Source organism: Paenibacillus rhizosphaerae (assembly GCF_014192015.1).
Lineage (GTDB): Bacteria > Bacillota > Bacilli > Paenibacillales > Paenibacillaceae > Paenibacillus_AQ > Paenibacillus_AQ rhizosphaerae.
In genome coordinates this window covers 38937-65835 of the sequence record NZ_JACHXJ010000008.1, presented here as the reverse complement: position 1 = coordinate 65835, position 26899 = coordinate 38937, and the positions used below count along the sequence as shown (strand labels likewise).

Sequence of the window (26899 nt, the reverse complement as noted above, 5' to 3'; positions counted from 1 at the left end):
CTCTCTAGTGCACTCCCGCCTGCTCCACCAGTGCATGCTTCAGCACCTGGTCCATATGGGACACCGGAACAAACTCCACTTCTTCTTTGACGCTGTCCGGAATCTCGCGCAGATCCCGCTCATTGTCTTTGGGGAGCAGTATTTTTTTGTAGCCGGCGCGGTGCGCAGCCAGCGATTTCTCCTTCAATCCGCCGATCGGCAGCACCCGGCCGCGCAGGGTGATTTCACCGGTCATGGCGATGTCTTTGGAGACATGTTTCTTGGTCAGGGCCGACACGAGGGCCGTGGCAATCGTAATGCCTGCTGAAGGTCCATCTTTCGGGATAGCCCCTTCAGGGATATGAATATGGATATCGTTCTTCTCATGGAAATCAGGGTCAATGCCAAGCTCATCGGCTTTGGCACGCGTGTAGCTGAAAGCGGCCTGCGCCGATTCCTTCATCACGTCCCCCAATTGGCCGGTCAGGGTCAGCTTGCCGGATCCCGGCACGACCGTAACTTCGATCATCAGCGTCTCGCCGCCGACCTCGGTCCAAGCCAGGCCGGTTACCGCACCGATCTGGTCTTCCAGATCGGCCACGCCGTGTCTGAATTTCGGACTGCCGAGGTAATCCTTCACCTGGTCCGGTTCGATGACGATCCTGTCGCTCTCTTCCGAAACGATGATCTTGGCCGCCTTCCGGCACAGTGCCGCGACCTGCTGCTCCAGGTTCCGTACGCCGGATTCCCGGGTATACTCCCGGACTACTTTCATGAGCGCCGCTTCCCCGATCTCCAGCTGGTCTTCGTCCAGGCCATGCTCCCGTTTCTGCTTCGGCAGCAGGTAGCGCATGGCGATTTGAAGCTTCTCCAGCTCCGTGTAACCCGGAATGTTGAGCACTTCCATCCGGTCCAGCAGCGGACGCGGAATGTTATGAATGGCATTCGCCGTCGTAATAAACATCACCTGGGACAGGTCGAACGGAATCTCGATAAAATGGTCGCTGAACGTATTGTTCTGCTCCGGATCCAGCACTTCCAGCAGCGCAGAAGACGGGTCTCCCCGGAAATCCGAAGCCATCTTGTCGATCTCATCCAGCAGGAAAACCGGGTTCAGTGCACCCGCGTTCTTCATGCCCTGGATGATCCGCCCCGGCATCGCTCCCACATAGGTACGCCGGTGACCGCGGATTTCCGCTTCATCCCGCACGCCGCCGAGCGATATCCGGACAAACTTGCGGTTCAGCGATTTGGCGATCGAACGGGCGAGCGAGGTCTTCCCTACGCCTGGAGGTCCGACCAGGCACAGAATCGGCCCTTTCATCTTCTTCACCAGCTTCTGAACCGCCAGGTATTCGAGTACGCGTTCTTTCGGTTTGTCGAGGCTGTAATGATCCTCGTTGAGCACCTGCTCCGCTTTATGGATATCCAGGTCATCCTCGGTCTTAGTCGACCAGGGAAGGCCAAGCAGCCAATCGAGATAATTGCGGATCACGCCGCCTTCCGCCGAGCTTGCAGGCATTTTTTCGAGACGGTCGATTTCTTTCTCCACCTTCTCTTTAACCCTTTCGGGAAGCTCCTGCTTGTTCATCTGCTCGCGCAGCTCTTCGACTTCCCCGGCTCGGCCTTCTTTCTCGCCCAGCTCCTTCTGAATCGCCTTCATCTGTTCGCGCAAATAATATTCCTTCTGCGTCTTCTCCATCTGCTTCTTGACGCGCTGGTTAATTTTGCGCTCCAGCTCCAGCACTTCGCGCTCATTATTCAGAATATCGAGGAGCTTCTCGAGCCGTTTGCCAACGTCCACAGTCTCCAATATATCCTGCTTATCCTTGATTTTTAACGACAGATGGCTCGTAATGACGTCGGCCAGCCTGCCGGGCTCATCGATATCGGACACCGCGGCCAGCGTCTCGGGCGTTACCTTTTTCGATAAATTAATATAGTGCTCGAATTGACTGAGTACCGTACGCATCAGTGCATCCACTTCAGGATCGTCGCTGTCTTCCTCCTTCAGCTCACGGGCCATGACTTCGTAATATTCTTCATTGTCCGTGTACTGAATGATCTCGGCGCGCTCCATCCCTTCCACCAGCACCCGGATGGTGCCGTTCGGAAGCTTCAGCATCTGTCTGACGTTGGCGACTGTGCCAACCCGGAAAATATCTTCCTGCGTTGGCTCTTCTATGTTCACCTCGGACTGAGAACAAAGGAGAATCAAATTATCTTCCACCATTGCTTTTTCCAGCGCTTTGACCGATTTCTCCCGGCCTACATCGAGATGCAGAACCATGCTCGGGTAGACTAGAAGGCCTCGCAAAGGCAGTAAAGGAAACCGGCGGCCTTTTGATTTACTGGGCCCCATCGCTTTTGCACCTCCAGCCGTTCTCAGGTTATGACATTCGATTTTATTTTAGCAAATGTTCACATAAAACACCAATCTTTGTGGCCTGATCAGCAGGAGCCGGCATCCGTTATTTGGCTGTTACGTGCAGGCTTGGCATGCAGGAAGGAAGCTGAAGCTGCAGGGAATGTCTCCGGTGCGGTGCCGGGTTCGATGGTTTCCTCAGCGCTGCTGTCGAGCTGACGATCCAGCTCGCTTCCGAAAATATGCCCAAACGCTTCCTGGATCGATTCCACCGGAATGACGCGCAGTCCGTTCAAATCCTCGAACAGGGTCTGCCAATTTTCCTTCGGAATGATCACTGTCGTCGCTCCCGCCTGGAAGGCTGCCTCGACTTTGGCGATAACGCCACCGATCGGCTTCACTTTGCCGTGAATGCTGATTTCGCCCGTCATGGCTAGACGATTATCCACAGGTATCCCTTTCATCGCCGAAACGATGGCGGTGGCCATGGCAACGCCGGCGGAGGGACCGTCAATCGGCGTTCCCCCAGGGAAATTGATGTGCAGATCATAATCACCCGGCGAAAGACTCATGGAACGCAGAACGGTCAGCACGTTTTCGATGGAACCCTTCGCCATGCTCTTACGGCGCAGTGTTCTGGAGCTGCCCCCGCCGATCTCTTCTTCTTCGACGACCCCGGTAATATTGTAGATACCTTGTCCTTTGGCGACAGGAACGGCAGTTACCTCAATTTCAAGCAGCGCCCCCATGTTCGGACCGTACACGGCAAGGCCGTTGACCAGGCCAATCTGCGGACGCTCCGGAACCTTCCGGTCCGGACGGGGCTGAAGCTGGCTGCTGCTTGCTACCCATTCCACGTCGGAAGCCGACAGGGAATCCCTTTTTTCCGTCAAGGCCAAACCTGCTGCCAGCTGAATAATATTGACCGCTTCGCGCCCGTTGGTCGCATACTGCTTCACGACCTCGACCGCCTCCGGGCATGGCTTCAGACCGATTTTTTGAATCGCATCCTCCGCAATGCGGCTGATCTCTTCAGGAAGCAGCGGGCGGAAAAAGATTTCCATACAGCGCGAACGCAGCGCCGGCGGAATTTCCTGCGGTGAGCGCGTCGTTGCCCCGACGAGGCGGAAATCGGCCGGAAGGCCGTTCTGGAAAATATCGTGCACATAGGCCGGGGTGTTGCTGTCCTCCGAATTATAGTATGCACTTTCGAGCAGGACCTTACGGTCCTCCAGCACTTTTAACAATTTATTCATCTGAATCGGATGCAATTCCCCAATCTCGTCGACAAACAAAATTCCCCCGTGCGCTTTCGTAACCGCACCCGGTTTAGGTTGAGGAATGCCGGCGACGCCCATGGAGCCCGCACCCTGGTAGATCGGGTCATGGACCGATCCGATCAACGGATCGGCAATCCCCCGTTCGTCAAAACGGGCGGTGGTCGCATCGATTTCGGTAAATTTGGCGTCGGCTTTGAATGGCGAGGCCGGATTTTTTTTGGCCTCCTCCATCACGACCCGGGCGGCCGCGGTTTTCCCGACTCCCGGCGGGCCGTAGATAATGACATGCTGCGGATTCCCGCTGCACAGCGCGGCCTTCAGCGCACGAAGCCCGTCCTTCTGTCCGACAATATCTTGAAGCGTCTGCGGTCTCGTTTTTTCAGCCAGCGGCTTGGTCAGCGAAACCGAACGCAGCTTGCGCAGCTTATCCATCTCTTTGCGTGATTCCCGATCCACCGCCGTGCGGTTCGTCTTCTGCCCGCGGAGCAAATTCCAAAAATAGACGCCGATGATGATCGCAAAGAAAAATTGTACCAGCATCATAATCATGGTTAAATCCATATTAAATCCCTCCCGATTCTCAGTTCAATGGCTTCTCTTCCGGCATATTTTCAGATTGAGATCATCTAGCCGGAAATAGGTTCGTTAGCCTGATACATGGTAGTATAGCCTTTTCATCCATGAGTAAACGGGATGGGCCGGGTTTTTTGCATCTTTTTTGGAAAATGTGCGCCGACGTGCAAATAAAGAAGCCGCGGCACTGCATAAGCAGGACTGCGGCTTCTTCCGGGAAATTAGTGTTTGCGCCCCGGAATTGCTCCGGTTTCTTCGTATACTTTGACGATGTTATCGATTTCTTTCTTCAATTCGTCCACCATCTCGGCTTCGGGCACTTTACGAATCATCTCTCCGTAACGGAAAAGCAGTCCCTCGCCGCGACCGCCGGCGATGCCGATGTCCGCTTCACGCGCTTCGCCCGGACCATTGACCGCACAGCCCAGCACGGATACTTTAATCGGTACTTTCAGCTGGGAGATGTAGGCTTCCACTTCGTTGGCGATGGAGAACAAGTCGATGTCCAGCCGCCCGCAGGTCGGACAGGACACGAGCGTTGCGGCGTTCGAAATCAGACCGAAGGTCTTGAGCAGCTCGCGTGCCACTTTGACTTCTTCCACCGGATCGGCGCTCAGGGAAATGCGAACGGTGCTGCCAATGCCCATCGACAACAGGGCGCCGATGCCCGCCGAGCTTTTGATCGTACCGGAGAACAGCGTTCCCGATTCGGTAATACCGAGGTGCAGAGGATAAGGAATGACTTCGGCCGCCTTACGGTAAGCCTCGATGGCCATCGGCACGTCGGAGGCTTTCAGAGACACGATAATATCGTGGAAGTCGAGCTCCTCCAAAATGCCTATGTGATATAGGGCACTTTCCACCATAGCTTCAGGCGTCGGATAGCCGTATTTGTCCAACAGATGGGATTCCAGCGAACCGGCGTTGACGCCGATCCGGATCGGAATTCCGCGCTCTTTACAAGCCCGGACGACCGCTTCCACTTTCTCGCGGCTGCCGATATTGCCGGGGTTAATCCGGACTTTATCGATGCCGTTCTCGATGGCCTTCAGCGCCAGCTGGTAGTTAAAATGAATATCCGCAACCAGCGGAATATGAATGCGTTTCTTGATCTCTTTGATGGCTTCTGCCGCTTCCACATTGTTGACCGTCACCCGAACAATCTGGCAGCCGGCTTCTTCGAGCCGAAGGATTTCCGCCACCGTGGCTTCCACGTTTGCGGTCTTCGTCGTACACATGCTTTGAATAATGACTTCGTTATTACCGCCAATCGTCAAATTGCCGACCTTGACCGGCCGTGTGTCTTGTCTCAAAAACATGATTGTTCTCTCCCATAACGCCAAGACTCCACCCCGTCCCCGCGAAGCAAGCGGCAGGGCGGAAGTGGAGAATCGGCACCTAAATTTGGGAAAATGGCGTCTGTTTTACAACAACAGTTACGCACTTTCCTCTTGTTTTTTATCTTTTTTGCTGATCAATTCCGGGATCATCTTCTCTTTGACAACCTGCTCCGTAATGATGCAGTCCTTGATATCCTCGCGGGACGGAACCTCATACATGACATCCAACATGATGCCTTCGATGATGGCCCGAAGTCCGCGGGCGCCCGTATTGCGTTTGATCGCTTCGCGGGCAATCGCTTCAAGGGCTTCCGGCTCGAATTTCAACGTTACGTTATCCATTTCGAGCAGTTTCTGATACTGCTTCGTCAGCGCGTTCTTCGGCTCGGACAGAATACGCACCAGCGTCTTCTCATCGAGCGGCTCCAGCGTCGAAATGATCGGCAGACGTCCTACGAATTCAGGGATCAGGCCGAATTTCAGCAGGTCTTCCGGCAGAACCAGACCGAGGTATTCGCCCGGTTTCAGATCTTTCTGGTTGTCGGTACCTGCGTTAAAGCCGATGACTTTCTTACCGATCCGGCGTTTGATCATTTGCTCCAGGCCGTCAAAGGCACCGCCGCAAATAAACAGGATGTTCGTCGTATCGATTTGGATAAACTCCTGATGCGGATGCTTGCGCCCGCCTTGTGGCGGAACCGAAGCAACCGTTCCTTCCAGGATTTTCAACAGCGCCTGCTGTACCCCTTCACCCGATACGTCGCGGGTAATCGAAGGGTTCTCGGATTTACGCGCCACCTTGTCGATTTCGTCGATATAGATGATGCCGCGCTCGGCTTTTTCCACGTCGTAATCGGCTGCCTGAATCAGCTTCAGCAGGATGTTCTCCACGTCCTCACCCACGTATCCGGCTTCCGTAAGGGAAGTCGCGTCGGCAATGGCGAACGGAACGTTCAAAATTTTGGCCATCGTCTGGGCAAGCAGCGTCTTACCCGAACCGGTTGGACCCAAAAGTAGAATGTTACTTTTTTGAAGCTCGACGTCTTCAATTTTGCTGCCGGTATTGATCCGTTTGTAATGGTTGTACACAGCAACAGACAGCGATTTCTTCGCTTGTTCTTGACCGATGATATACTGGTCCAAAATATCGCAGATTTCCTTCGGTTTCGGAATATCCTTCAGATCCAGCTCTTCCTCATGACCGAGCTCTTCCTCCACGATCTCCGTGCAGAGCTCGATACATTCGTCGCATATATAAACACCGGGGCCAGCAACAAGCTTGCGCACTTGCTCCTGGGATTTCCCGCAAAAAGAGCACTTCAGCTGCCCTTTTTCATCGTTAAATTTAAACATGTAAACACCCCTTTAAGATTTAATCGGTGAAGTGAGAACCTGGTCAATTATGCCGTATGCTTTCGCTTCCTCCGCGCTCATGAAAAAGTCACGATCCGTATCGCGCTCAATTTTTTCAAGGGGCTGACCCGTGCGCTCCACGTAAATTTGATTGAGCTTTTCCCTGGTTTTAATAATCCAGCTCGCATGGATTTGGATATCGGACGCCTGGCCCTGAACACCGCCGAGCGGCTGGTGAATCATAACCTCGCTATTGGTCAGCGCAAAACGCTTACCGGGTGCTCCGGCCGTCAATAACAGGGATCCCATGCTCGCCGCCATACCAACGCAAATCGTGGATACATCAGGCTTGATAAACTGCATCGTATCATATATACCCATCCCCGCTGTGACAGAACCACCCGGCGAATTGATATACAAATGAATATCTTTCTCCGGATCCTCCGCAGCCAGGAACAATAATTGAGCTATGACGAGATTGGCAACATCATCATCAATCGCACTGCTCAGGAAGATAATGCGGTCCTTGAGCAATCTGGAGTAAATATCGTACGATCTCTCGCCTCTATTGGTTTGTTCTACAACCATAGGTATCAGACTCATGTGTCCAACCTCTTTTCCATGTAAAAGATGTGATGCGTGCTTCAATCAAGTTTACAGCACTATTCTAACATGTTCAAAGCACGATGTCATTTTTTCACTCCACACCATTTAATACAGTGTATGAGTCTTCTAACAATTATAACCCGAAACGGACTCTTGAATCGAATATGTATGGAAACAAAGCATCCATTTTCATGCAAGATTTAGATATTAATGGATACTTTTAGTTAAAAATAAGGCACGCAGTGGATATACGTGCCTTATCTCTCTATAGGTCCCTTATGTCAGCCTCCGCACCGAGTCAGATGCAGAAGGCCGCGTCCGTTTCCTTCTTATTTTTCTTCAGCCGTTTCGGCAGCTTCTTCGGCTGCTTCCACTTCTTTGCTGTTCTCAACCAGGAGATCAACCGTTTTGCGAAGAGAAATTTCTTCACGCAGGCTTCCCAGCGAGCCGTTTGCTGTAAGGATGTTGCGGATCTCGTCAGCAGTACGCTTGTAAGATTCAGCCATCACTTCCAGCTCTTTGTTGATGTCTTCCTCAGTTACTTCAATGTTCTCTTCTTTGGCGATTTGCTCCAGAACAAGGTTGTTGCGAACGCGTTTATCGGCATCTTCCTTCATTTGCTCTTGCAGATCAGCCGTCGTTTGGCCAGAGAAGCTGAGGAACATTTCAAGGTTCATACCCTGATTGCGCAGACGGTTGTCAAAATCACGCATCATGTTTTGAATTTCGCTGTCAATCATCGCTTGCGGAATTTCCACTTCGGCGTTGGCGGCAACTTTGTCTACGACAGCTGCTTCCTTATTGCCTTTCGCTTCTTGTTCCTTGCGCTCCAGAAGTTGTTTCTTCAGGTCTTCCTTGTACTCGGCGAGCGTTTCGAATTCACTTACGTCTTTGGCGAATTCATCGTCCAGCTCAGGAAGCTGCTTGCGCTTGATTTCATGCACTTTCACTTTGAACACGGCTTTCTTGCCGGCCAGTTCTTCCGCATGATATGTGTCAGGGAAAGTCACTTCCACGTCCTTGAAGTCGCCAGTTGCCATGCCGACAACCTGCTCTTCAAATCCAGGAATGAATGTGCCGCTTCCCAGTTCCAGAGAATAACGCTCAGCTTGTCCGCCTTCGAAAGGAACGCCGTCAACAGAGCCGTCGAAGTCGATTACGGCGACATCACCGTTCTCGGCAGCGCCTTCGTCGATAACAGACAATTCAGCATGACGTTCTTGCAGACGCTTCAATTCAGCGTCAAGCTCTTCGTCCGAAACCTCAACCTTTTGTACCGGAACTTCCACGCCTTTGTATTCGCCCAAAGTCACTTCAGGCTTAACCGTTACTTTCGCTTTGAATTTGAACACTTCGCCTTTGGCGAATTGGTCAATTTCCACTTCAGGACGGTCTACAGGGAAGATGTCGGTTTGGTCGACAGCTTCTGTGTATACTTCAGGAAGCAAAATGTCGATTGCGTCTTGATACAGAGCTTCGACGCCATAACGGGCTTCGAAGATCGGCCGAGGTACTTTACCTTTACGGAAGCCAGGCACGTTAGCCTTTTTTGCTACTTTATTAAAAGCTTTGTCGAGGGCTGCAGCTACACGGTCTGCTTCCACTTCAACTTCAAGAACGCCAAGGTTCTTCTCTATTTTTTCCCAGGTTGCTTTCATTTTATGCTTTCCCCTCCAAAAATAATTCACATGTACTTAAGTTATCAGCACGCACAGAATAACCATTATAGTATAAACAACATTGCCGTGTTTTTCAAGGGCAAGCCCTTGGCAACTCTTCAGGTAAACGTTTCCGACCGCTTACTCCTGCATGCCGGCCGACACGAACTGCCTGAAGCTTCGGTAAGCCTGCTCAAAACGGAAGCGCATCGTGTCCGTGATCCCGTACATCGCCCGGGACTCCTCCTCGTTGCGGCTGCCTGTGAGGCTCTCGGTAACGATCTGATGCAGGGCGGCCGCCCAAATGTCGATCGTCGTGTCGTCCTCATCCAGGATCGACCGGTAATCCTCCGTCCCGTAGATCGCCATAATAAACTGCGACCACAGCTCCTGGGCGAAATAATACAGCGTCGGCTCCTGCACCTCGGTCTGCGCAGCCACGCGTTCCGCTACCATTGCCACCTGCGGCGGAAACTCCTCCGGCGTCAAAGGCACCGTCTCCATATCGACGCTTACCTGCTCCTGTCCCCGCTTGAACTGCACCGTGCCGTGCATGCCGCGCTTGCGCAGCGTTTGAAGCACCCTGAACTGCAGCAGCGGATGAAGACGGGCCTGCATCAGCCACTCCACCAGCTTGTCATCGATATCCGAGCCTTCCAGATAGGATAGCTGCTCGAGAGCGAGCATGGTCTGCTCCGATAAAGGCTCTTCCATGGCGGTGTGCAGCAGCTTGTCGGCGTAATGGTGGTCTTCGGCCAGCTTGGCTCGCACGTTCTGCCGCTTCATTTCTTCCTCGTTGGGCTCCTCTTCATGCTCATAAGAGTCCAAGCCTGTGCCCTGCCCGCCGCCGTGATTCATATATTGTGGAAAAGCGGCTTCCAGCCATTCCAGAAGCGCCTGCCATTCTTCATAATGCCTCTCATCCTGCCCTTGGCACTGCAGCAGGAAACGCAAAAGCTCCATCGCTTCCCCGTACCGTTCATTTTCCAGCATGACGGTCAGCTGAATCTGATAGAAGTCGAGCGTCTTTGGAAACAAAATGACGTTGTCCTTCGTTGGGGAAATATGTTCTTTAATATGTATTCCCTCCTTTCCCCGCTACTTGTTGCAAATAATTGTTGATTATAGCATACCTCTTTCAACTTGAAAAAAAACATGTGAATGGACGGGGAACCCATTCGTTCTATGAAAAACGTATAGAAACCATTAATAATATAAACGGGGATTGAAACAACTTTTTTCTTAAGCCCGGAGAACAGATTCGGGGGACGATGAGAAAGGAAAGAAAAACATGTTGATATTGTTCCAACTATATGTTATGATCTTCCTTGCTTGAATTTTTTATGTCCCAGTAGCTCAGCTGGATAGAGCAACGGCCTTCTAAGCCGTCGGTCGGGGGTTCGAATCCCTCCTGGGACGTATGAAAGCTCTCCATATTGGAGAGCTTTTTAGTTTCAGGAGGGAATTGAGAACCCCTTCAGGGGGTTCGTCGGAGCATACGCTTCGTTAGCATCTGCTTCGCAGTCCGCCCGCTAGGGCGGTATCCCGATCTGGGACGTATGAAAGCTCTCCATATTGGAGAGCTTTTTTTAGTTCCAGGAGGGAATGATGAGAACCCCTTCAGGGGTTCGCCGGAGCATACGCTTCGGTGGCATCCGCTTCGCAGTCCGCACGTTAGGGCGGTATCCCTTCTGGGACGTATGAAAGCTCTCCATAATGGAGAGCTTTTTTAGTTTCAGGAGGGAATTGAGAACCCCTTCAGGGGGTTCGCGGGAGCATACGCTTCGGTAGCATCCGCTTCGCAGTCCGCCCGCTGGGGCGGTATCCCGATCCGGGACGTATGAAAGCTCTCCATATTGGAGAGCTTTTTTAGTTTCAGGAGGGAATTGAGAACCCCTTCAGGGGGTTCGTCGGAGCATACGCTTCGGTAGCATCCACTTCCATAACTCCCCCTTCTCGCAACAGAACACAAAAAAAGAGGACCCCAAGGTCCTCTCTTCATACTTGTTACAGCTTCACGATCTTGCCGGTGTCCTGCGATTCAAACGCGCCCAGGATGACGTTCAGGGAGCGCAGACCTTCTTCGCCGGAAATTTGCGGCGGCGTGTTGGTCAGGATCGATTCCACGAAGGCGTCGATGACGCCGCTCGGTACTTGCTTTTCGTTCGTCGCCATGGCGCCGACTTTGTACGTTTCCACAGTGCCGTTGGTCAGTTCGACGATAACCTCGTCGCCTTCGACGGTACCGATCTTCATGCAGCCGTTTTCGCACCAGAGCACCGTGCCGTTGTCGCCGGAACGGTAGTGCGTCCAGCTTGCCATCAACGTGCCCACGGCTCCGTTCTTCATGCGGACGATACAGGTCGCGTTGTCGTCCACATCCGTACCTTCCTTATGAACGGTACCGATAAAGCCGGCGACTTCCACGATCTCATCGTTCAGCAAATAGCGGATGAAGTCGGATTTGTGCACGCCGAGGTCGCCCATGGCGCCCATGATCGCTTCATCTTTACGGAAAAACCAGCTGTCGCGTCCGTCAACACTCCAGCTTTCCGGACCACCGTGGCCGAAAGACGTGCGGAACGTCAGCACTTTGCCGAGCTTGCCGGAGTCCAGAATTTCTTTGGCCTTCACGTGCGGAGGCATGAGGCGCTGATTATGGCCCACCATCAGGAAGACGCCGCTTTTGCGGGCCGCTTCGATCATCTGCTCCCCTTCTTCCTTCGTGGTCGCCATCGGCTTTTCCACCAGGACGTGCAGACCGGCATTCGCCGCGTCGATGCTCATCGAAGCGTGAAGGTAGTTCGGCGTACATACGCTGACTGCGTCAAGCTTCTCGTTTTTCAGCAGTTCCTTGTAGTCGGTGTATGCTTTGGCACCATACTGTGCCGCCACTTCTTCAGCGCGCTCCTTGAGCGGATCCGCAAAAGCAACCAGCTCCACGTTCGGGTTCGCTGCGTATTCAGGAATATGTCTGCGCTGGGCGATGGCGCCGCAGCCGAAAACCGCTACTCTAATTTTACTCATGGATACAAATCTCCCTTTCTTCAGCTCTGATCTCAATCACATTAAAATTGGTTCAAGTAGTTCTGCTTCAGCCAGTTCATGCTGTTCTCCACGCTTTGCAGCGGAGGATTCTGGCAGACGTCCTGCTCGACGATCAGCCACTGTGTTCCGGCATCGGAAGCGGCCTGAATGACACCCGGCAAATTCACGTCCCCTTGACCAAGCTCAAGCGTCTTCATGTTGCCTTCGGCATCCTTGCTGAAGTCCTTCAGGTGAAGGAGCGGCAGGCGTCCGGCATATTTCGGGATATAGGTGAGCGGATCCTGTCCGGCAAACTGCACCCAGCATACGTCCATTTCCACTTGAACGGCTTCAGGCGAAGTGGAGGAGTACATAGCGTCGAATACAAACTCGCCGTCGATCTTGTCCGCGAATTCAAAATCGTGATTGTGATAACCGAACGTCAATCCTTGTTTGCGTGCCTCGGTACCTACTTCCTCCAGGAAAGTAAACAGTTCCTTCCACTGCTCAATGTTCTCGCGGTTCTCCGGTGCAACGTAAGGGCACATCATGGTTTTCGCGCCGATCGTTTTCAGGTAATCGATCTCTTTCTGCAGGTCGGCCCGGAGCAGATGCAGACCCACATGGGCGCCGATCGCTTGAAGACCAAGCTCTTGAAGAAGCGTTTTCATTTCTTCGGCAGGAATGTCACCGTATCCGGCAAACTCCACGCCTTCATACCCAAGCTCAGCCACTTTGCGAAGCGTTCCGCGGAAATCCTGGGCCGTTTCGTCACGAAGCGTATACAATTGCAAGCCAATGTTCAATTTTTTCATAAAAGGGCACCTCGTTTCCCAATAATTGATTGCTCTATCTGCTACTATCATACATGCAAGTAAGCTAAAATGAACATAAACAATATGATTGCAACATGAACTATCTGCTTGTTTTTTTTGAGAAAGGGGAGCACATGATGGAAGCCAGACTGCTGATATGCGATTATTCCTACCATTTCCAGCAGTTCAGCAACAGCCACCGCGCGGGTCTGACGACCTATTTATTCCGGCTGCAGACGGAAGGATCCTGCACCGTATTCTGCAACGGCACCGATTACCATGTCGAGGGCGGGGACCTGCTGCTGCTGAAGCCGGGGGACGAATACGAGCTTATGGTGCATGACGATGCCGGCGGGGGACGTGTCTCGAGCGGGGATTATTTTCTGTTTTGCGAAGGCGGCTGGATCGATGCCTGGTGGAACCGGATGAACCGGCCGGTCGTCAGCCGGATTGGCAGCGATGATCGCCTGCTTGGACTGTGGAGGCAGCTGCTGCTTGAAAAAAGGCGCGGCCTGGAGGGGGAAAATGTGGAGCTCACCGGTTACCTTCTGCGAAGCTTGTGCCTGTGCTTGGACCGGGCCATCACGGAGACGAAGCCGGCGAACCGCACCGCTTATACCGCGCTGAGGCTGAAGCGTTTTGTCGAGGAGCATGCCACCGTTACCTTTAAATTGGAGGAAGCCGCTGCCCATGTCGGCCTGAGCCTGTCCAGAGCCGTGAAAATCTTCAAAGAACAGTACGGCAAAACAATGATCCAGTACGCCTTGGAAATCCGGCTGAACGCCGCCATCGAACGGATGAAATACAGCACCATGACTCAGGAGGAGATCGCCGAAACCTGCGGTTTTGCCAGTTATTCCTACTATCACCGCGTGTTCCGGAATACCTACGGGATGTCCCCTGCCCAATACAGGGAAAGCTTCGCACCCGATGCCAAGCCGCAGCCGGACAAATAAACGGACAGGTCTATACTCATAGTTCAAAAGATCGCAGTGGATTTATGGTCAGCGGTCGTTTTTTGCGTTAAGGAAGCTGAGTCTCCAAAGTTTATCTATTTAATATAAAAAACGGGGAAAGAGCATCGCTCTCTCCCCGTTTCTATACATCCGACTCAGCCGTGTCGCCGGGCAGTCCCCGCATCCCGGGCTACTCTTCATCGGCCGCCTGCCGTGCATGATTGTACAGCTGCTCATAGTATCCGTGCATAGCCAGCAGCTCATCATGAGTGCCTTCCTCGATCGCCCGTCCGTCTTTCATGACCAGAATGCGGTCGGCATGCATGACCGTGGACAGCCGGTGGGCAATCACCAGCGTCGTCCGGCCGGTGGACACGTTCGCCAGCGCGCTCTGCACCAGCTGCTCCGTATGCGAATCCAGGTTGGCCGTCGCCTCATCCAGGATGAGGATCCTCGGCTCAAAGACCATGATCCGCGCGAAGGAGATCAGCTGCCGCTCCCCGGCCGACAGGCCGCTGCCCCGCTCCGAGAGCAGCGTGTCGTATCCGCCGGACATCCGCATGATCATGTCATGCGCACCGACGAACCGGCAGGCATCCATCACCTTTTCACGCGAGATGTCTTCCTGGAACAGCCGGACGTTATCCAGGACGGTTCCCGCGAACAGATAAGGCTCCTGCTGGATCAGTCCGACGAGACGGTGGAGCTGCTGCTGCGGAATATCGCGGATATCCGCCCCGTCGATCTTGATGCTGCCGGAATTGACGTCATAGAACCGGTTCAAGAGACTGATCATCGTGCTCTTTCCCGCCCCCGTCGTGCCGACGATGCCGACCATCTCCCCGGGCTTCAAATGAAGGTCCAGATGGGGAATGACAGGCTTGGATTCCGAGTAACCGAAAGAGATGTGATTGAAATCGACCCGGCCGCGGGCTTCGGACAAGCGCAGCCGGCACGTTTTGTCAGGATCCGGGTCCTTCACTTCGGGCTCGGTGCTGAATATTTTCCAGATCCGGTCCATCGATACGGTCGTCGACTGGAACGTGTTCCACTGCATCGTGATCTGGTTGATCGGCTGGAAGAACTGCCGGATGTAGCTCGTAAATGCGTACAGAACTCCGACGGCCATATGCTCATGGAATACCGCCAGTCCGCCCAGCCAGACGACCGTGACAAGGGCGACGTTGCCCAGTATGTCGAAGGTCCGGTTAAACAGTACGTTGGCGCGGACCTCCCTCATGTTCGCTTCCCAGTAGCTCTGGTTATTTTCGTTAAAACGCCGGGTCTGCTCCTCTTCCTGGCGGAAGGCCTGAATCAGCCCCATCCCGGACAAATTCTCCGCAATGAATCCGATTAACCGGGACAAGCGGCTCCGGGTTACCTGGTACGCCTGGCGTAAATAGCGGCGGAACAGGAAGGCCACGAGGCCGATGACCGGCAGGACGATCATCGAATACCAGGCCAGCGTCGTATCGAGCTGAAACATAAAGACAATGATCAGCACAAGCGTCATGCCGTCGCGGATCAAGCTGAGCAGCACTTGCGTGAAAAACTGGCTGATCGTCTCCGTGTCGCTGGAGACATTGGTCACCAGACTGCCGCGGTGAACGCGGTCGAAATAGGACATCGACAGCTTGGAAATATGCTGGAACAGATCCTTCCGGATCCGTGCTACAATGCTTTGACCCGCGTACTGCAGCAGGTTATTCTGCAAATACGTGAATATGAAGCTGACGACCGAAATTCCAAGATAAATGCCGCCGATCGTGGCGATATATCCCATGTCCCTGCCGCCGACAGCCAAATGATCGTCGATAACGATCTTGACCAGATACGGCTGGAGCAGATCGGCGGAAATGCCGAGAATCGCGCAGACGAACACGCCGGCAAAAGCCCACTTGTGCGGTTTGCCGTAAGCCAGTATCGCCCTGAAGGCTTCAAATGATTTTTTCTTATCCGCTGTATCCTTCGCTTGTGTTGCCTTGAGGGCAGCGGCTGAAGAATTAGGCATGCTGCAGTCCCTCCTGTTGGATCCGGTATAAAGATGCATAAGGCCCGTTCGGACAGGCCATCAATTCCTCATGGTTGCCCCGCTGGACAATGCGTCCTTGATCCAGCACGATGATTTCATCGGCATGCTGGACGCTGCTGATCCGGTGCGCGATAATGAGCGTCGATTTGCCGCTGCGCTCCCGGATCAAATTGCCGAGGATGCCCGATTCCGTCATCGCGTCGACGGCGCTCATGCTGTCGTCGAGAATCAAGAACTCGGGCTTTTTCATCAGCCCTCTCGCCAGACTCGCTCGCTGCCTTTGACCGCCGGACAGCGTAAGGCCCCGTTCGCCGAGCCGGGTCTCAAATCCCGCTTCAAAGGAATTGACGCTTTCCAGCAGCAAAGCCTGGGCCGCTGCCTCGCGGATTTGCTCGATGCCGGCGGAACGGTCGCTGAAGGCGATGTTGTCGGCGATATCGGTGCTGAACAAAAAGCCGTCCTGCGGCACATAGCCGATCTTGCGGCGCAGCGACTCCAGGGTCACGCGGGTAATGTCCTGGCCGTTCACCTTAATGCTGCCGGCCGGGGGCTCATAAATGCGCAGAAGCAGCTTCGCCAGCGTCGATTTGCCGCTGCCGGTGCGGCCGATGAGCCCGACGGTGCGGCCTTCCGGAATGGTGAAACTGACGTCCTTAAGCGCTTGTTCCGACGTCCCCGGATAAGAGAACGTCAAGTGGTCCACGGCGATCTCCCCGATGCGGGCAAGGTCCGAAGCGCCGTCCCTGTCCATCACGCTCGGCACCCGGGCCAGCAGCCTGTTGACGCGCTCCAGGGAAGCTCCCGAACGCTGCATCATGTTGATGACGTTGCCGATCTGCTGCAGCGGTCCCGTCAGCATCCGGAGGTAGAAGGTCAGCGCAACGAAGCTCCCGAGGGTCATCCTGCCCTGAATGGTCATATATCCGCCGACCAGCAGCGAGACGACCAGAGATAACGCCCCCAGAAAAGGAAGCAGCGCCTGGAACAAGGATGACATCCTCACCAGATGCAGCTGCGCGCCGCGCACCCCGTCGACCGTCTCGTCAAACCGGCGCTGCGCCGTCTCCTCGATCGCGAACGTCTTCGTGACGCGGATGCCCCCGATTTGCTCATCGGCGGATTCCGTCATCGTGGCCAGCCCTTCCTGCACATCCATCGACCGGTTCCGGATGCGGGGACCAAAATAAATGACCAGAAACGGAATGGCGACCAGCGGGCAGACGCTGACCAGAATCAGGGTTACCGGTATACCTGTAACCAGCATCATCACAACACAGGAGATGACCATGAATACGGCGTTGGTCGTCTGCGTGACTCCGAATGAAATCGCTTCCCGAACCGAAGTCACGTCGTTCATGACATAGCTGAGCAGCTTGCCGGTCCCCTGTTTGGAAAAAAAGTCCTCACTGAGGCGGGAAAACTGGGCAAAAATTTGGCCCCTTGTCAAAAACTCGAACCGCCGGCCGAGACGCATAATGGTAAACTGCCCCAAGCCGAACAGCACGCCATAGGACACGGCGATCCCTAGCAGGATCAAGCTGTAGCGGATGATGTCCTCGCGACCGATCGAACGTTCCTTCAGTCCATCGGTCACCTTACCGAGAATCTGCGGCAGCAGCGCCTGATCCACGTTGGACAGAATGATCAGGACGACGGCGGTCAGGTAGAGAAGCGCGTTTTTCTTCAAATAATTGGTGAGCAGTTCGAAGCTTTTCAAGAGTTCCATTCCCTCCTTTGGTTTCCATTGAATGATATTTCATCATTACCCGCTTCCGACCTATCCATTAAAATATACCACAGAAAAAAAAGATTGGGCTTTTCCCAACCTGCAGAGCAGCGAAAAAACCGTGTCCCGGAACGGATAAATTTTTTTCAAGGTCTTGCTTCTGCCTGCAAAAAACCCGCCGTTCATTAATTTTGCAGCACAGGATAAATGTCCACGATCCCCAGCCCCTTCCCGCATAAGATGGCAGTATGCGAAATTGCTATCATCAAAGGAGGAGGACCGCTTGAAGATTCGTAAAGCGATCATTCCGGCAGCCGGTTACGGAACGCGGTTTCTTCCCGCCACCAAAGCAATGCCCAAAGAGATGCTGCCGATTATCGATAAGCCCACCATCCAGTTTATTATCGAAGAAGCCGCGGCTTCCGGGATTGAGGAAATTTTGATCGTGACCGGCAAAGGCAAAAAGGTGATCGAGGATCACTTCGACTCGGCACTGGAACTCGAATATTATTTGGAGCAAAAAGGCAAGTTCGAGGAGCTCCGCAAAATCCGGGAATTCACCGGCATTGTCGACATCCACTACATCCGACAATCGGAGAGAAAGGGATTGGGGCATGCCATCGGCATCGGGCGCAATTTTATCGGAAACGAACCCTTTGCCGTCCTGCTTGGAGACACGTTCTTTGACGCCGACCCGCCGTCGTTAAAACAGCTTATGGATGGGTATGACCGGCTGAAGACGTCCATCGTAGGCGTGCAAAGCGTGGCGGCAGACAAGGTGTCAAGCTACGGCATCGTCGACGCCAAACCGCTGATCGATTCGTTTGCGTATGTCAACCGTTTGGTGGAAAAACCTGCGGTCGATGCCTCGCCATCGAGGCTGGCCATGGTGGGCCGGTACATTTTGACTGCATCCATTTTCGATATTCTGGAAAACCAATCCCCGGGAGTCGGCGGCGAAATTCAGCTGACGGATGCATTGAATCAATTACTTGCTAAAGAAGCGATTTATACATGCGAGATTAATGGCCGCTGGCATGACGTCGGCGATCCGCTGGGTTATGTGAAGGCCATTTTGGCACTGACGAAGCAAAGAGCGCATCTGAGGCAAAATCTTGAGGACGAAATGAACGAGCTGTTAAAAGAGGACCCGCAATCACCGGATTCCGGTTCCGGTGACCCTGCGCCGTGAGCCCAAGCTTCACTCGCGTGCCTTCGCGTGATGCAATCATGTAACGGAAAAACCAATTTTAAAGAGAGGTGTCACCGCAAATGATTGAATTGGCTTTAGCTTTTACGGATAAGGACGGAAGCTATTCCGAGCACGCTGCCGCCGCGTTGGCTTCGGTGTTCCGCAACACTTCCTCCGAGCTTCAGGTTCACATTCTCCATGACGAGTCGCTGCTGGAAGAAAATAAGAACAAGCTGGCCCAGCTGGCGGCGGGTTTCAAGCATCCGATCCACTTCTATCCTGTGACCCTGCCGGTCGAAATGATGGACGTTCTGTCGGGAACCGGCTCTATCGACCGATGGACGTGGGGCAGTCTTTACCGGCTGCTGCTGCCCGCCGTGGTACCTGCTGAACGGGTAATCTATCTTGACTGCGACGTGATGGTCAATATGGACATTACCGAGCTGTGGGGGATCGACCTGAACGGCGGCTACCTTGGGGCTATCCACGACCAAGGCATCCAAGGCATCGCAGAAGTCGTGGCTGTCCAGGGTTTAAACCCCGAAACTTATTTTAACTCCGGGGTCATTTTATTTGACCTCAATGCCATTCGGCAGCACGTGACCTGGTTTGAAGAAATGCTGAACTTTTTCCGCGCCTTTCCCGGCACCTCGATGCCTGACCAGGACTGCCTGAACCACGTATTCGGGGGAAACTGCCTGCTGCTGGATCAACGGTTCAACTGGTTTTACGTCCCGGGGGCCGAAGTGGATCTCCAGCAAAAAATCGTTCACTTTGCCGGTGACATGAAGTGCTGGGACCCGCTATCCCCAGGATATACCCTCTATCAGGATAATCTAAGACTAACGCCATGGAGCAATGAGCCAATACTCCCGGCGCCCATCAGAAGAAGCACGGACAGAAAAGCCCGGCATCTGCATATGAAGCGCAAAACCCGCAAGCTCTCGCCAAGAAAACCATCCTCCCGCCACCGGAGCGAAAGGGAACGGAGTGAAAGGGTCATCATGAGGAAGCGGAGAAAAGCGTCCCAGCACTCCCGGCACAAATCTGCGGCCGGCAGCGTCAGCAAGTCCCGCATTCTTATGATGCGCCGCAGCTCCCGGAGAAAGCCTTCCATGTACATTAGGGGCTTCAGCAGCGGCATTTATTTGTAACGGCCCGTCTCAAGAAAAATGCAAACAACCTCCGCCCTTCCGGCGGAGGTTGTTTGCTTTATTCTTCAATGTAAGTATTGTTTCCGGCACCCCAGCCGGCAAGCATATAGACGATGGCTACGATCAGCAGGACCAAGATCGCCGCTGTCCAGCTTCCGGTCAGATCATGGACAAGGCCAATCAGCATAGGTCCTACAGCGGCCAGCAGGTACCCGATCGACTGAGCCATACCGGACAATTCCGCAGCCTGTTCCGTCCGGCGGGTGCGGAGCATAAAGAACATCGTAACGAGGCCGAAGGCCGCACCGGTGCCGACGCCAACCAATACGACCGCGACCGGAACGATCGCATTCCATCCGCTAAGCAGAAGCACGAAGCCCAGAACAAAGCAGAGAAACGTGCCGACGACCAGTCCGCGCTGATTCTGGAAGCGTCCCGCCAGAATCGGCACGAAGAACGTGACCGGCACGCTGAAAAATTGCATCAGCGACAGCATCCAGCCAGCCGTCGAGCCGCTCATGCCCCGGTCGGTCAAAATTTCAGGCAGCCAGGACACGATCGAATAAAACACGAATGATTGCAAACCCATAACAATCGTGACCTGCCACGCCAGTTTCGAGCGCCAGATGCTGCTTTTCGACGAAATCCGCACCTCGCCGGTCCGATGCCGGTACCGGAGCTGCGGCAGCCAGACGAAGAGCGCGATCAACGACAGGATCCCCCAGATGAGCAGGGACCCCCGCCAGCCGGAAGCGAGATGATTCGACACCGGGAGGCTGACGCCGGAGGCGATGGCCGCAAAGATGTTCATCGAAACGGAATAGATTCCCGTCATGACGCCCACCCGCAGCGGAAAATCCCGCTTAATCAGGCTCGGCAGCAGCACATTGCTGACCGCGATGCCGAGGCCGAGCAGGATCGTGCCGGCAAATAAAGCGGCAACCGATGGTACGAACCGCAGGGCAATGCCCAGCGTTACGGCGGCCACTCCGCTAAACAGCGTCTTCTCCATGCCCCATCTCCGGGCCAGCTTCGGAGCAATCGGGGAGACGACGGCAAAAGCCAGCAGCGGGAACGTCGTCAGCAGCCCCGCAAGGGTATGCGACATTCCCGTATCGAGCCGGATCGTTTCAACGAGCGGCCCCACCGAAGTGATCGGCGCCCGCAGCGTCGTCGCGATCAGAATAATTCCAAGAACCAGCAGCAGCGCCTTCATCCCCGTGGAAACCTGGGGATTCTCCGCCGGCTGCGTAGACATTTCATACGTTTTATTCATGATGTTCTGTATTTCCTCCTTCAGACAAATCAAGCAAGGCATCCTGGGATGCCTGGATATACGATCGGACAATTTCGCCCGCCTCCGCCGCATCCCGGCGGATAATGGCTTCAAGCAGACGCTCATTGAGCCGGCTGTGCACAAGCACCAAATCCCAGCGCAAGCTGCCCAGCGAGAGGGAATTCGTCACGGATTCGCTAATGCTGTCATACAAATCGCTGAGCAGCCGGTTATGTGCTGCAGAGATCACCTGCTTGTGAAAGGCCAAATCCGCGATGATGTAAGCTTCCATATCTCCGGACTGTTCTGCGGCGCTGCATGCCGCAAGCGTAAGCCGGATCTGCTTGATATCATTCGCCGTGCTCCGCCGGGCGGCAAGCCGGGCGGCCTCCTGCTCCAGCGCAGCGCGAACCTCCAGCGTCTCGCTCAGCTTGGAGCGCTCCATCCGCCGCTGAAGAACAGGCCCGAGGCTGCTCGACGCGACGACGTACGTCCCGTCCCCCTGCCGTGTCCGGAGCAGACCCGCATGAATCAGGGCTCGGATCGCCTCACGGATCGTATTTCGGCTGACACCCAGCTTCTCCACCAGCTCCGGTTCCGGAGGAATGCGTTCCCCAATGGGCCACTGCCCTTCCTCAATCAGCTTCTCCAGTTGGGAAGCGACCTGCTCGACAAGCGTCGAACGCGTTGGACGCTGCAAGTTCATGACGAATACCTCCAAACATAGGATGTTTGGTTCATTGTAACACGAACTTTGGTTTCCCGCACATTTTTTTTCGTTTATGCGCCATGAGAGACCCTGAAACGCAGCAACGGCAGCCTTCACTTGGAAGACTGCCGATCCGGTGCAGCCGGGCTCTGTTAGAGCATGCTGCCTTATGCTTGAAGTTCCTTCCGCTGCCGTACTTTCTCCCGGCTGCGGAGTGCACCGGGCAGGACATAGATCACGAAGTGGTAGATTTCAACCATCGCGATCGCTGAAACGGCGTCCCAGAGGACATGCTGCTTCACGAACTGCGTCGAGGCGATGATGAGGATCGACATCGTGCTGACGAAAATCATGATCACGCGGTTCCGGGCCTTGCTTGTCAGAAAGAGACGCATGACCATGTAACTCGAGAAACAGTGAATGCTCGGAAAACAGTTATAGGGCTGATCCCGTTTATAAATAAATCGGACAAGCTCACTGAACGGATCGCTGCCGGTAACGACCGGCCTTGGCACCGTCGTTTGAAACACAAGATAAATGCCGTAGCATGTCATTGCGCATACCGTGTACAGTATAATGCCCCGGTAATATAAATTCCGGTCCTTAAAGAACAGGTAGACCAGGCAGGCATAGATATAGAAGATCCATACGCTGTAAGGGAGCGCAAAATATTTAATAAATGGAACAGCCAGGTCCGCTTGTGTGACAAGGGAGTACACGCGGGCATTCGGGTGGTTCACCAGCTGGTAAATCGACCCCAGAACGGGAAAAATGAGCATTAGTACTAGTGGGGCGAGAGGACGCAGCCTCTGCATGATTGCATTTACCTTCGTCACCATATCAAACCTTTCTCTGCCGGTTGCAAAAGATGTTAACGGAATTCCTTCGGGAACCGCTGCCTTATTTTACTGCTAGAACCGTTTTCCATCAACCATGTTTATGTATGAGGCAGAGGATTAAGGCTAAGTTAATGAAAACTGAAACAGATCCTGCAGCACGACAGCGGCCGCACCCATCAATTTGCCGTCATCCCCGAGCGAAGACTGCCCCACGACCAGATCGTCCTTCAAAATACGCATCGCGTACCTGGAAATATGCTCCTCAACCTTATGGAGCAAAATGGGATTGTCCTGAGCCACATTCCCGCCTAACACGATCGCTTCCGGATTGAAGAGGTTCACCAGGTTGACGATGCCTGCACCCAGATGCTCGGCGATCTCCTCAGTGATGTCCATGGCCAGCCGATCCTGTCTGGACAGTGCCTCTTTATACACCGCAGGCCCGATCCGGCTGAAGTCTCCGCCTGTCAGATCGTGGATGAGCGTCTGCCGACCCGAGGCCATCGCCGCCATCATTCGGGAGTGCACCGCAGGCCAGCTGACCGAGTTCTCCAGGCAGCCGACGTTTCCGCATTCGCAGCGGATTCCGCTCCGGTTGACGCTTGTATGGCCGAACTCGCCCGCTCCCCCCAGTTTCCCCCGGAGGATCATGTCGTTGACAAGGATGCCTGCCCCAATCCCATTGCCGACCATAATATAGATCAGATTGGCAAAAGAGCTGTAGCTCCCGAACCTTCGTTCCGCAAGCACGAGCGAGTTGGTATCGTTCTCGACCCATGTTTTAATCCCATAACGGCTTTCCACGATTTGCTTGACCGGGACGTCGTTCAGGCGAAGCTTGGAATTATAGTAGACAACCCCCTGCTCCACATTGACCACGCCCGGTGTCGTGACGGCAATGCCGATGCACGGGTCCATGCTGCCGGTTTCGGTGACGAATCGGTCGATCATGCCAAGCATCAGTTCAATGACGCCTTCTCCCTGCCGCATTCCGACCGGGGCGGATGCTTTGCGCAGGATGCTCGCCTCCAGGTTCAATTGGGCAACTTCAATGACCGTGTTCGAGATCGATGCGGCAAACAAAAAATGGTTATCCGGCGCAAATTGCAGCAAAATGGGCTTGCGCCCGCCGCTGGACTCTCCCCTGCCGATTTCGGTCACATAGCCTTCCCGGATCAGCTCCTGCACCGCCGCAGCTACGGTGGAAGGGCTAATTCGGTTTCCTTTAGCCAGCTCGATCCGGGAAATCGGACCATCCAGGCGAATTTTATTTAAAATGATCGACCGGTTCAGCTCCTGAATCAGTTTCCAATCGCCTTTTCTCATCGTTTTCAACCATCTTCCCCTTTCTTCGTCAAAATGCATCACTATATTCCATGTTATTCCATATTTGCTCTAAAATACAGTTCCCAATGCTCCATTCCATGTAACATATTCCAATGACCAAAATATGCGGAAACCGATACTTTCCACTTGAAAACGCCCTTTTCCTGCCGATCAAAAGTTTTTATGCAAATATTTATCAAACTATTGAAAATAACAATCACCAAATATATAATCTTACGCAAATAGATGCCATTCTTTTCCTGATAGCTTACATTGAATGGTCAGTCGGCATCTACTTATTTTGACTATTGGAATAAGTATGGCGAATGGATTTTCGCGAGATAAGGGGGGAAGATTCGTACATCATAGAAACTGCGGCAGATCAAAGAATGAGTGCAAGAACCATATTTAGAGGAGGTTATTGGAATGGCTAGAAAAATGTCGATCATCCTCGTGTTCCTGTTTCTGTTTACTGCTGTATTGACGGGCTGCGGCGGCTCTTCCGGAGAAGCCGGCGGCAAAAAAGTAATCAACGTGGCTCTGTGGGATGAGAACGTGAAGGACACCGTCAACAAATCGATTGAGCTGTACAAGAAAAACCACCCCGATGTGGAAGTCAAAGTAACATACACCCCTTGGGCCGATTATTGGACCAAATTGAAAACAAGCCTCGCCGGCAACAGCGGGCCTGACGTTTTCTGGATGAACGGCCCCAACTTCTACGCTTATGCATCCAAAGGCTGGATCAAGGATCTGCAGCCGCTTATTGATGAAAGCAAGCTCGACACCTCCGTTTACACGGACGCCCTCGTAAATTTGTACACCTACAACGATCATCTCTATGGACTTCCTTATTTCCTCGATGCGGTGGGACTCTACTACAATAAAGAACTTTTCGACAAAGCCGGCGTGTCTTACCCGGACGGCAGCTGGACATGGGATACGGTCGAGCAGAATGCCGCCAAGCTGACGGACAAGCAGAACGGCGTGTACGGCTACACAGCCTTGATCGACAGCCAGTCTGGATATTACGATCTGATCCATCAGGCCGGCGGTTACATTATCTCCGAAGATAAAACGAAATCCGGCTTCGATTCACCCGAAGCGCTGTCCGCTTTTCAGTGGGAGAAAAAGCTGATGGACCAGGGCTATTCCCCGAACGCCCAGCAGCAGCTTGAGACCAAGCCGCTCCAGCTGTTCGGCTCCGGCAAAGCCGCCATGTTCCCCGCCATTTCCGTCAGCGCTCCCGAGCTGTACAAATTGCTGGGAGACAAGCTGGGGGTTGCCCCGCTGCCCGCAGGCAAGCAGAAAGCGACGATCGTCCACGGCCTGAGCTGGACGATGAACGAAAAAACGAAGCATCAACAGGAAGCATGGGACCTGATTCAGGTGCTTTCCGGCAAAGAAGGCGAGCAGTACCTGGCCGAATCGGGCTTCAGCATTCCCGCCTATAAAGGAACGGAGGAAGGCTGGCTGAAGTCGATCCCATCCCTTGACCTCAAGGTATTCGTGGACAGTCTGGACTTTGCCGTGCCGTATCCGGTGTCCGAGCGGACGGCCGAATGGCAGGACGTGGAGACCAAGGAGCTTCAGGACGCTTTCCTCGGAAAAAAATCCTTTGAGGAAGCGCTGAAGACGGTGGCTGATAAAATGAACGAGATTCTCGCGGAAGAGAAGAAGGATTAAAGAAAAGTCGTATGCTTGCATCCACTTAACTTCAAGAGAAAGGATGGTGCTGCCGGTGAATACGCCGCTGGCCGTCAAGTCGAAAGACCCGAACCTGCCTGCAGGCCGGAAACGGAAAACTTCCAAGCTGGCCATCCGGGAAGCGGTCTGGGGTTACGTATTTATCCTCCCCGTCGCATTGGGTCTGGCCCTCTTTTATATGGTGCCTTCCGCCGCATCCCTGATTCTGTCGTTTACGAACTGGGACGGCATGTCCGCTCCGGCGTTCAACGGGATCGACAATTTCACCCAGCTGATGCAGGACGAGAAGTTCACGCGGTCCCTGCTGAATACGCTGCTCTATACCGTCGCGACCGTCCCGCTGTCCATCGTCTTTGCCACGCTGCTCGCCGTGCTGCTCAATCAGCAAATCAAAGGGATGGTCGTGTACCGCACGTTCTATTTCATCCCGGTCATCACCATGCCGATCGCGGTCGGGATGGTGTGGAAATGGCTGTATAATTCCGAGTTCGGCCTGATTAATTACGTGCTCGGGGCAATGCATCTGCCCCAGCCGAATTGGCTGTTCGATGAGAAATTTGCGCTCATGTCGATCGTCATTGTCAGCGTGTGGACCAGCGTCGGATACAATGCCGTCATCCTGCTGTCGGGGCTGCAGGGAATTCCGTCGAGCTATTACGAAGCGGCGTCGCTGGACGGCGCCGGCACGTTCTACCGCTTTTTCCGGATTACGCTGCCGCTGCTGACACCGAGCTTGTTTTTCGTGCTCGTCATGTCCTTCATCAACTCTTTCCAGGTCTTCGACCTCGTCTTCATCATGATGGGTCAGCAGACCTCCCTGCTCGATTCCACCCGCACCGTCGTGTACAGCATTTGGGAGGACGGCTTCAAGTACTTCAACATGGGCTACGCTTCGGCGGAGGCGTTCATCCTGTTTATCGTCATCCTGATCATCACCGCGTTTCAGATGTATTTCCAAAAACGCTGGGTTCATTATCAATAACCTT

General features: G+C 53.8%; 20 protein-coding genes and 1 tRNA gene. 6 read left to right on the top strand and 15 right to left on the bottom strand.

Annotated elements, in window-relative coordinates:
• Positions 1-4: 4 nt before the first annotated feature.
• The 7 genes from lon to FHS19_RS31970 all read right to left on the bottom strand — a co-directional run bounded on the left by lon (position 5) and on the right by FHS19_RS31970 (position 10237).
• Positions 5-2341 (bottom strand): endopeptidase La, encoded by a 2337-nt coding sequence (lon, locus tag FHS19_RS32000; protein ID WP_183587153.1) that lies wholly within the window; start codon positions 2339-2341, stop codon positions 5-7.
• Positions 2342-2430: 89 nt separating this feature from the next.
• Positions 2431-4185, bottom strand: a complete 1755-nt coding sequence (gene lonB, locus FHS19_RS31995; RefSeq protein WP_183587151.1) for an ATP-dependent protease LonB — start codon at positions 4183-4185, stop codon at positions 2431-2433.
• 233 nt (positions 4186-4418) lie between these two features.
• Entirely contained in the window at positions 4419-5516 is a 1098-nt protein-coding gene (gene ispG / locus FHS19_RS31990; RefSeq protein WP_183587142.1) for a flavodoxin-dependent (E)-4-hydroxy-3-methylbut-2-enyl-diphosphate synthase, read from the bottom strand.
• Between the two features lie 117 nt (positions 5517-5633).
• On the bottom strand, positions 5634-6890 hold the full coding sequence (clpX, locus tag FHS19_RS31985) for an ATP-dependent protease ATP-binding subunit ClpX (protein ID WP_076174338.1): 1257 nt from the start codon (positions 6888-6890) through the stop codon (positions 5634-5636).
• 12 nt (positions 6891-6902) lie between these two features.
• On the bottom strand, positions 6903-7493 hold the full coding sequence (clpP, locus tag FHS19_RS31980; protein WP_076174335.1) for an ATP-dependent Clp endopeptidase proteolytic subunit ClpP: 591 nt from the start codon (positions 7491-7493) through the stop codon (positions 6903-6905).
• Between the two features lie 332 nt (positions 7494-7825).
• Positions 7826-9154, bottom strand: coding sequence for a trigger factor (tig, locus tag FHS19_RS31975; protein ID WP_183587140.1), 1329 nt, complete (start codon positions 9152-9154; stop codon positions 7826-7828).
• A gap of 141 nt (positions 9155-9295) precedes the next feature.
• Complete coding sequence (locus FHS19_RS31970) at positions 9296-10237, bottom strand: hypothetical protein (RefSeq protein WP_376772015.1); 942 nt, start codon at positions 10235-10237, stop codon at positions 9296-9298.
• 262 nt (positions 10238-10499) lie between these two features.
• Between FHS19_RS31970 and FHS19_RS31965 the strand changes: the two genes are divergently transcribed.
• Positions 10500-10573, top strand: a tRNA-Arg gene (locus FHS19_RS31965).
• 588 nt (positions 10574-11161) lie between these two features.
• Here FHS19_RS31965 and FHS19_RS31960 read toward each other — a convergent pair.
• Together FHS19_RS31960 and FHS19_RS31955 are read right to left on the bottom strand one after the other, a co-directional pair.
• Complete coding sequence (locus FHS19_RS31960; protein WP_183587138.1) at positions 11162-12181, bottom strand: Gfo/Idh/MocA family protein; 1020 nt, start codon at positions 12179-12181, stop codon at positions 11162-11164.
• Positions 12182-12222: 41 nt separating this feature from the next.
• On the bottom strand, positions 12223-12996 hold the full coding sequence (locus FHS19_RS31955; RefSeq protein WP_183587136.1) for a sugar phosphate isomerase/epimerase family protein: 774 nt from the start codon (positions 12994-12996) through the stop codon (positions 12223-12225).
• A gap of 137 nt (positions 12997-13133) precedes the next feature.
• On the opposite strand from FHS19_RS31955, the gene FHS19_RS31950 reads away from it, so the two are divergent.
• Entirely contained in the window at positions 13134-13952 is an 819-nt protein-coding gene (locus tag FHS19_RS31950) for an AraC family transcriptional regulator (protein ID WP_183587256.1), read from the top strand.
• A gap of 190 nt (positions 13953-14142) precedes the next feature.
• On the opposite strand, the gene FHS19_RS31945 is transcribed toward FHS19_RS31950, so the two are convergent.
• Both FHS19_RS31945 and FHS19_RS31940 read right to left on the bottom strand, forming a co-directional pair.
• Positions 14143-15963, bottom strand: coding sequence for an ABC transporter ATP-binding protein (locus FHS19_RS31945; RefSeq protein WP_183587134.1), 1821 nt, complete (start codon positions 15961-15963; stop codon positions 14143-14145).
• A complete protein-coding gene (locus FHS19_RS31940) occupies positions 15956-17710 on the bottom strand; it encodes an ABC transporter ATP-binding protein (protein WP_246426941.1) in 1755 nt (584 codons plus the stop codon). Before FHS19_RS31940 ends, FHS19_RS31945 begins: the two co-directional genes overlap by 8 nt.
• 283 nt (positions 17711-17993) lie before the next feature.
• On the opposite strand from FHS19_RS31940, the gene galU reads away from it, so the two are divergent.
• Together galU and FHS19_RS31930 are read left to right on the top strand one after the other, a co-directional pair.
• Entirely contained in the window at positions 17994-18902 is a 909-nt protein-coding gene (gene galU / locus FHS19_RS31935) for a UTP--glucose-1-phosphate uridylyltransferase GalU (protein ID WP_183587130.1), read from the top strand.
• Positions 18903-18982: 80 nt separating this feature from the next.
• Positions 18983-20056, top strand: coding sequence for a glycosyltransferase family 8 protein (locus FHS19_RS31930; protein ID WP_183587128.1), 1074 nt, complete (start codon positions 18983-18985; stop codon positions 20054-20056).
• A 58-nt stretch (positions 20057-20114) separates the two neighbouring features.
• Here FHS19_RS31930 and FHS19_RS31925 read toward each other — a convergent pair whose 3' ends face one another.
• The 4 genes from FHS19_RS31925 to FHS19_RS31910 form a co-directional block, all read right to left on the bottom strand.
• Positions 20115-21332: a CynX/NimT family MFS transporter gene (locus FHS19_RS31925; RefSeq protein WP_246426940.1), complete on the bottom strand. Its 1218-nt coding sequence runs from the start codon at positions 21330-21332 to the stop codon at positions 20115-20117.
• A complete protein-coding gene (locus FHS19_RS31920; protein WP_183587126.1) occupies positions 21325-22038 on the bottom strand; it encodes a FadR/GntR family transcriptional regulator in 714 nt (237 codons plus the stop codon). The genes FHS19_RS31925 and FHS19_RS31920 overlap by 8 nt, the downstream gene beginning before the upstream one ends.
• A gap of 170 nt (positions 22039-22208) precedes the next feature.
• Positions 22209-22880 (bottom strand): phosphatase PAP2 family protein, encoded by a 672-nt coding sequence (locus FHS19_RS31915; RefSeq protein ID WP_183587124.1) that lies wholly within the window; start codon positions 22878-22880, stop codon positions 22209-22211.
• 123 nt (positions 22881-23003) lie between these two features.
• Positions 23004-24206: an ROK family transcriptional regulator gene (locus FHS19_RS31910; protein WP_183587252.1), complete on the bottom strand. Its 1203-nt coding sequence runs from the start codon at positions 24204-24206 to the stop codon at positions 23004-23006.
• Between the two features lie 426 nt (positions 24207-24632).
• Between FHS19_RS31910 and FHS19_RS31905 the strand changes: the two genes are divergently transcribed.
• Together FHS19_RS31905 and FHS19_RS31900 are read left to right on the top strand one after the other, a co-directional pair.
• On the top strand, positions 24633-25892 hold the full coding sequence (locus FHS19_RS31905; RefSeq protein ID WP_183587122.1) for an ABC transporter substrate-binding protein: 1260 nt from the start codon (positions 24633-24635) through the stop codon (positions 25890-25892).
• 55 nt (positions 25893-25947) lie between these two features.
• Positions 25948-26895, top strand: a complete 948-nt coding sequence (locus FHS19_RS31900; RefSeq protein WP_183587120.1) for a carbohydrate ABC transporter permease — start codon at positions 25948-25950, stop codon at positions 26893-26895.
• Positions 26896-26899: the final 4 nt, after the last annotated feature.